General features: G+C 39.5%; 8 protein-coding genes. 7 read left to right on the forward strand and 1 reads right to left on the reverse strand.

The genetic code is table 11. The features are described 5' to 3' along the window. The 5 genes from H6S82_RS13710 to H6S82_RS13730 all read left to right on the forward strand — a co-directional run. The coding region (locus tag H6S82_RS13710; RefSeq protein WP_199317887.1) for a hypothetical protein at positions 1-490 on the forward strand (490 nt) is incomplete at its 5' end. 47 nt (positions 491-537) lie between these two features. After that, a complete protein-coding gene (locus H6S82_RS13715; protein WP_190463983.1) occupies positions 538-1,326 on the forward strand; it encodes a hypothetical protein in 789 nt (262 codons plus the stop codon). 20 nt (positions 1,327-1,346) lie between these two features. Continuing rightward, entirely contained in the window at positions 1,347-2,027 is a 681-nt protein-coding gene (locus H6S82_RS13720; RefSeq protein WP_190463984.1) for an H-type lectin domain-containing protein, read from the forward strand. A 20-nt stretch (positions 2,028-2,047) separates the two neighbouring features. Beyond that, positions 2,048-3,037: a GUN4 domain-containing protein gene (locus H6S82_RS13725; RefSeq protein ID WP_190463985.1), complete on the forward strand. Its 990-nt coding sequence runs from the start codon at positions 2,048-2,050 to the stop codon at positions 3,035-3,037. A gap of 53 nt (positions 3,038-3,090) precedes the next feature. Then, positions 3,091-3,750 carry a hypothetical protein gene (locus tag H6S82_RS13730; protein WP_190463986.1) on the forward strand — a complete coding sequence of 220 codons (660 nt, stop codon included), beginning with the start codon at positions 3,091-3,093 and terminating at the stop codon, positions 3,748-3,750. Between the two features lie 72 nt (positions 3,751-3,822). Here the strand turns inward: H6S82_RS13730 and H6S82_RS13735 are convergent, their stop codons facing one another. Next, entirely contained in the window at positions 3,823-4,272 is a 450-nt protein-coding gene (locus H6S82_RS13735) for a GNAT family N-acetyltransferase (RefSeq protein ID WP_190463987.1), read from the reverse strand. A 109-nt stretch (positions 4,273-4,381) separates the two neighbouring features. Between H6S82_RS13735 and H6S82_RS13740 the strand changes: the two genes are divergently transcribed. Together H6S82_RS13740 and H6S82_RS13745 are read left to right on the forward strand one after the other, a co-directional pair. Then, a complete protein-coding gene (locus H6S82_RS13740; protein WP_190463988.1) occupies positions 4,382-4,849 on the forward strand; it encodes a hypothetical protein in 468 nt (155 codons plus the stop codon). A 123-nt stretch (positions 4,850-4,972) separates the two neighbouring features. Further along, a complete protein-coding gene (locus H6S82_RS13745; protein WP_190463989.1) occupies positions 4,973-6,415 on the forward strand; it encodes an ATP-dependent DNA helicase RecQ in 1,443 nt (480 codons plus the stop codon). Positions 6,416-6,510 lie beyond the last annotated feature (95 nt).

Here is a 6,510-nt window from a genome sequence, read left to right on the forward strand (position 1 = left end):
TTTGGAAAATAAATTGTTTGTAGATGCGAATTATTTAGTGGATAAGTTAATTCAGCAAATTGATGAGGTTTTAGAAGGTAAAATTGAGAAATTTAATACGATTTTACAAAGATATTTAGATCATGCTTTGCCAGGGCCATTTGATAAATGCAAGCGGCGACTTAATATTCAATGGAAATTTGGTAATCAAATTTCTGATATGGATCTCTATCGATTAGCTGAATGTTATGAATTGAGCAAATTAGATGAGAATACCTCTATTGAAAAAGTAGTAGAGATTTACGGACAATTGCAATTAAATGCGGCTAGAATGGCGGCGTTAGTGCGAAATGCACCTATATTGAAAAGAATTGCTGTGGATGATTGGCTTAAATATGGAGTGCTTTCCGAGTTTTGGTACGATACTTTGAAAGCGTATGATTCTAATGTTCCGATGCTGAAGCCTTCAATAAGACAAGCATTGTTAACTGATAGTAATGACAATGATTAGATATGTTTTGGTAAGAGGTTCTTAAAATTTTATTAGGAGTAAAGATAATGAAAACTGGTGGTGATGACTGGAAAACGCCATTGGGTGTTTATGAAAGAGCGATCGCAGAATTAGCAAGTACGCGCCAAGAACTTCAGGCAGAGTTAAAAAATTTAAAAGAACTGGAAAGTTGGAAAGCTAATTTGAGATCGGAAATTCAAAGTGCTAAGTCAGATCTGCAAGCGATTAAATCAGAACAACAAACTTTTCAAACTAAGTTAGAGAATACTAAAAAAGAGTTAAGTGCTACTCAAATAGAATTGCAAAAAGTGAAAGCCGAACTAGAAAGTAAAAAATCCCAAATTACCGATATCCAAACAAAAATAGAAACTACAAATACCCTCTTGAAAAGCTTCAGTTCTGAAGCCCAAAAAGCAGTTGGTTTTGCCATATCAGAAGCTAAAGATGCCAAAAATCAAGCTGAGAACGCTTTGTCACAAATAGCTGGATTAAAAAATCAGCAGGTAGTTAAAGATACTCCATCTAAAAATAAAACTGAGTCAACTAATTTTACTTCTGACTATGATAGTAGTTCTAACCCTACGGGAGAAGTAATTATGATTTTAAACGGTGTATTAGGGATGACTGCCGCTCACCCCAGAGATTTTGAAAAAGCTAGACAGATTTTTGTACTTAAAGACCGAACTTCTGTGAGAATGTGGACAAATCCCGTAGGTGTCGATCACGTATTTTTGGCTGATGTTAATGGGAATATGGTTTATGGTGGCTTTGTAGGCTGGATTCACTCACAAAATCTTTCCAGAGCTTTAGAAGATATTAGAAAATATTTCACATAAATATTTTGGTTACAAATTTTATGGCTACAACTGGTGCTGATGACTGGAAAACGCCGTTGGGTGTGTATGAAAGAGCGATAAGAGAACTAATAAAGACAAGGCAAGAAATGCAAGCCGAGTTGGAAAGCATCAAAGCGATGCAAGCTTCTCAAATTGAAAATTTGAAAGAAGAAATTGAACGTTATCAGATAGAGACGCAGACTCTTAAAGCAGAACTTGGAGTTACCAAAGAGCGTCTTAACACAGTTCAAAAAATAGCAGATGAATCTCTATCTTCTAAGGAAGCTTTAAATGAAGTAATTCGCCTGACAAAAGACCGAGTTTCAAATATGGAAAAAAGTGCAGAGGATGTTCAAAGAGAAATTGATAGTTTGAAGTCAGATCCTAAACAGCAGATTAATAATCTTCGGATAGAACATGGTGTATGGGAAGGAACGGCTAAAAATACTCCAGGTTGGTCTATTTTAGATGGAGATGGAAGGCGTGTATTTAGAAGTTATATTCGCTTTGAGCAAGGCTTTTCACAACCACCACAGGTAGTAGTTGGTATATCGTATTTTGATATTATCAGAAAATCTAATAGTCGTCTAAAGGTGAAGGTGGCAGAGATTGATAAAAATGGGTTTTACTTTCACTTACAAACTTATTTGAATACACAAATTTGGGCGGCGGGAGTAAATTGGTTGGCTTATGGTTACTAATATATAGATTGAGGTTGGCTATGAGTAAAGCGGGTAATGATAATTGGAAAACACCTTTAGGTGTATATGAAAGATCGATCGCTGAATTACGGCGAACAAGAGAAGAAATTCAGGCAGAAATGCACAACCTCAGACAGATGCAAGTTTCTCTAGGGGAACTCTCAAATCTGAAAGCAGAACTAGAAGATTCTCAGGTAAAGATACAAACTCTCAAAACAGATTTAGACAAAACCAAAGCTGAGCTTATCACTACTCAAAAAATTGCCAGCGAAGCTCAACATCGAGTTGCGGATGCTGAAAGAGAGGCTAATTCTGCCCAAAAAGAACTACAAAATTTGAAGCAGCTTATGAATAATAACGAAAGTAGCAATCCTCAACTTATTGAAATTGTAAGTAAACTGCAAGAACAATTAGCTCAATTAGCGCCAATTAATACTGCATCTAGTCAAGATGATGATTTTAAACGGCAGATTATTCAGTCTATTTCAGATTTGCGATCGCAAGTCTCTAAATTATCAGATGAATTAATGCTTGTTTCTCCGGCGACAGGGAAAGACTACACCAAACTCCGAAATTTATTAGCAGATAGAGAGTGGAGAAAAGCCGATGAAGAAACTCTAAACCTGATAGTTAAAATATCTAATCGAGACAGAGATGGTTGGCGCTGGCTAGATCGAGGAGAAATTGCGCTATTTCCCTGGCAAGATCTTCGCATTATTAACAGACTTTGGGTAGAGTACAGCAGTGGACGGTTTGGTTTTAGCGTTCAAAAGCAAATATGGCAGAGTATAAATGTAGCAAATAACAATAATTTTGAGGTAGAGAAGACGTTAGGCGATCGCGTTGGTTGGCGCGTCAATAATAACTGGCTTAAGTATGATGAATTAACTTTCGATATTAGCGCATCCGAGGGACATCTACCATCTACTGTTCATATTTTAGGAGTTGATAAGGGAAGAGTGGAAGATAGAATAAGACTTCTTTTATCGCGTCGGGAATTACAAATATAAATTCTTAATTTTCAACAAATATTTAGTTTTTTCGTACAAAGAGGTTAGTGACGATGAGTAAAGCGGGTAATGATAATTGGAAAACTCCTTTGGGTGTATACGAAAGAGCGATCGCAGAGGTAATTAAAACACGCGAACAATTACAAACAGAACTACAAAGCCTGCGAGATATTCAAGCTTCTTATAAGAATTTAAAGTCTGAGCTTCAGGCTGCCAAGGCGGAAATACAAACCCTGCAATCCCAATTTCAAGCTTGTCAAAAAGAACTTCAGGAAACTAAGGCAGAGTTAGAAGCTACCAAGTTAGAACTTCAAGATACTGATAAACAGTATGAAGATAGAATAACAGAAGCTAAGGAAACCGCAGATATTGCTCACTCTGAAGCTAAAGCTGCTTATTCTCAAGTAGAATCTGTTAAAACTGAAATCGAAAATGGCACTATTGTTGCTCAGAAAGCTTTGATGTTACGTGGTAGAGATGAGAATTACTGGATGAGATTTCATTCGGTTGATAGTGTTAACCATGATGTATTTCAGATTTGGAAAATTGATGATACATGGTATGATACTATTAGGGTAAAAGCAGCAAAACTTTTACGAGCCAGAGATGATAAACACTGGATAAAATTTTATCGAGTTGATAGCAAAAATCGGGATGTTTTTGCTATGTGGAGAAGTGACAAAACATGGCATATTAATATCCAACTTAAGTAGTGTTATTACTTCTCTGCTTTTGCTTCATTTCTGTATATTTATTCTCATGTTTATTTATGTTTAGCCAGTTTATTAACGATTTGCATCTTTATAAACATCCCCTCTAAAAATCTCCATAAACCACTCTGGCGTTTTCAACTCTTCAAACCCAAATTGTCCATAAAGCCAATGAGCATCTTTTGTCGCCAACAACCATCGCCGCAAACCTTGTAACTCTGCTTCTGCCATAATGGTTTCGATCAACCATTTACCCAAACCAAAACCGCGATATTCTTCTAAAATAAACACATCTGAAAAATAAGCAAAACTTGCATAATCTGTGATTACTCTCGCAAAGCCAACTTGCTTGTCGCCTTCATAAACTCCGAAACAAAAAGAGTTATCGATACATTTCTGAACGACTGACAACGGAATATTTTTAGCCCAATAAGAATTGCGGAGAAAATTATGAATTACGTCTAAATCTAATTTCGACTTGTCGGTGTTGATGGAAAATCTATTTTGTAATTCGCTATTCGTCATAAGTGATAAAAAACACTGTTTAAAAAATAGTCCGGATGCTAAGCCGGAAAACACGGATTCTATTTTAGATATTGTAACGTCAAGATACCTAAATTTACGGACTAAAACGATGAGACAGCTTTGGAAAACTTTTCTCGCACTTCCCCTAGTTGCAGGTGTGGCGCTTACCGCGATACCGAGTCAAAGCATTGCAGCGCCGAGTTTTGGCCAGTATCGCGTTACTCAGAGGTATAATGGCAGACCAGCGCCTGTTAATCTCAGCACTCCGGAGGCGCGGCGATTTCGGACTGCGTTGACAAATGGTGCCAAACTGGGGCCTAATTTTGCGGGACAGTATACTGTGGTAACTTGGGGTTGCGGTACTGAGTGTCAGCAAGTTGCGATCGTCGATGCGAAAACAGGTAGAGTTTACATGACGGGGATTACCGCGTCGCTGGGAGTGAAGCATCAGTTAAACAGTCGCTTGTTGGTTGTCAATCCGCCGGAGGAAATTGCACAGCTTTCTCCCGAATATGCAAAAAGGATAACTACTCGCTACTATGTTTGGCAGAATAATCGCTTAGTGCAGGTTAAGTGATCGAGATTTAAAATTTTTAACCGCAGATGAACGCAGATGAGGTTTGTCTGCGTTATTTGCGTTTATCTATGTGAATCTGGGAAACTTAAGAGTAAGCTAATTATTGGAAATTCAGCATCTCAAATGACTTATCCTCAATCTCTATCTTGGCAAGATGTCCGCGACAAATTTAAAACAATCTGGGGCTATGATGATTTTCGCCCACCCCAAGGGGAAATTATTCGTAGTTTGCTAGCTCAGCAGGATGCGATGATTATAATGCCTACGGGTGGGGGAAAGTCGATTTGTTTTCAATTGCCAGCTTTGTTGCAAACGGGGTTAACGCTGGTAGTTTCGCCTTTGGTGGCGTTGATGGAAAATCAGGTGCAGGAATTGCGTCAGCTAAAGTTGCCAGCTGCGCTACTGCATAGTGAATTGCCAACTTCTGAACGCAAGCAGACTTTGCAAGCTTTGGAGCAACAAAGGTTACGATTGCTGTATGTGTCGCCGGAAACTTTGTTAAGCGAACCGGTGTGGATGCGTTTGTGTCAATCGTATTTGAAAATTAACGGCATAATTTTGGATGAGGCGCATTGTTTGGCGCAGTGGGGAGATACTTTTCGACCTGCTTATCGGCGTTTGGGTGCGGTGCGATCGGCTCTCCTTCAGTTTAAACCACCAGGAACTAAAATCCCGATCGCAGCTTTTACCGCTACTGCCGATCCCACTGCCCAAAAAACTATCCAGTCAGTCTTACAATTACAACAGCCAGAAATTTTTCGCCTCAACCCCTATCGTCAAAATCTCCATCTCAAGTTACAAACAATCTGGACGCCACGCGGACGCAAGCAAACTCTGTTAAAGTTTATTCAGGCCAGACCGCAACAAGATGGTTTAATTTATGTTCGCACTCGGCGAGATGGCGAACATTTAGCTGCATGGTTAAGAGATAAAGGATATACAACCGCAGCTTATCATGCCGGTTTGAGTCCGCAGGAACGTCGCACTATTGAAAGTGATTGGATTTCTGGTAAAATAGCTTTTGTGGTTTCTACATCTGCTTTCGGAATGGGCGTTAACAAACCGAATGTGAGATGGGTAATTCACTTTCACCCTACCTTACTGTTATCGGAATACGTGCAGGAAATCGGACGTGCGGGAAGGGATGGGAAAAAATCCGATGCTTTGCTATTGATGAGCGAACCGACTGGATGGTTAGATCCACAGGATAAGCAACGACAAAAGTTTTTTGAGGATAAAGTGCGATCGCAACAACGGGAAGCTCAGCAGTTAATTCGCAAACTCCCCGCAACTGGAGAGGTAAATATTGTAGCCCGTCAGTTTCCCGAAGGGGCGACAGCTTTATCGCTACTCCACAGCACAGGTCAGCTAGAATGGCAAGACCCATTTCACTATATTATTAAGGATCGATCGCCAAGCCAACAACCAGCTCAATTCGATGCCGTCAAGCAGATGAATTCCTACCTGAGAACTCGCGAATGTCGCTGGCAGTTTTTGTTACGCGCCTTTGGTTTTCAGGAAAATATGCGTTGCGGACACTGCGATAACTGCGATCGCAGCAAATGAATTTATGGGGAAATTGTTCGTTGATATTACAGTTGAATGCGATCGGTGGGTGACGGCACCCTCTCAAAGGAAGAGGGAGAACGAGATAGCGGGAA

The sequence above is a fragment of the Planktothrix sp. FACHB-1355 genome (assembly GCF_014748295.1).
In the GTDB taxonomy this organism is placed as follows: Bacteria; Cyanobacteriota; Cyanobacteriia; order Cyanobacteriales; family Aerosakkonemataceae; genus Aerosakkonema; species Aerosakkonema funiforme_A.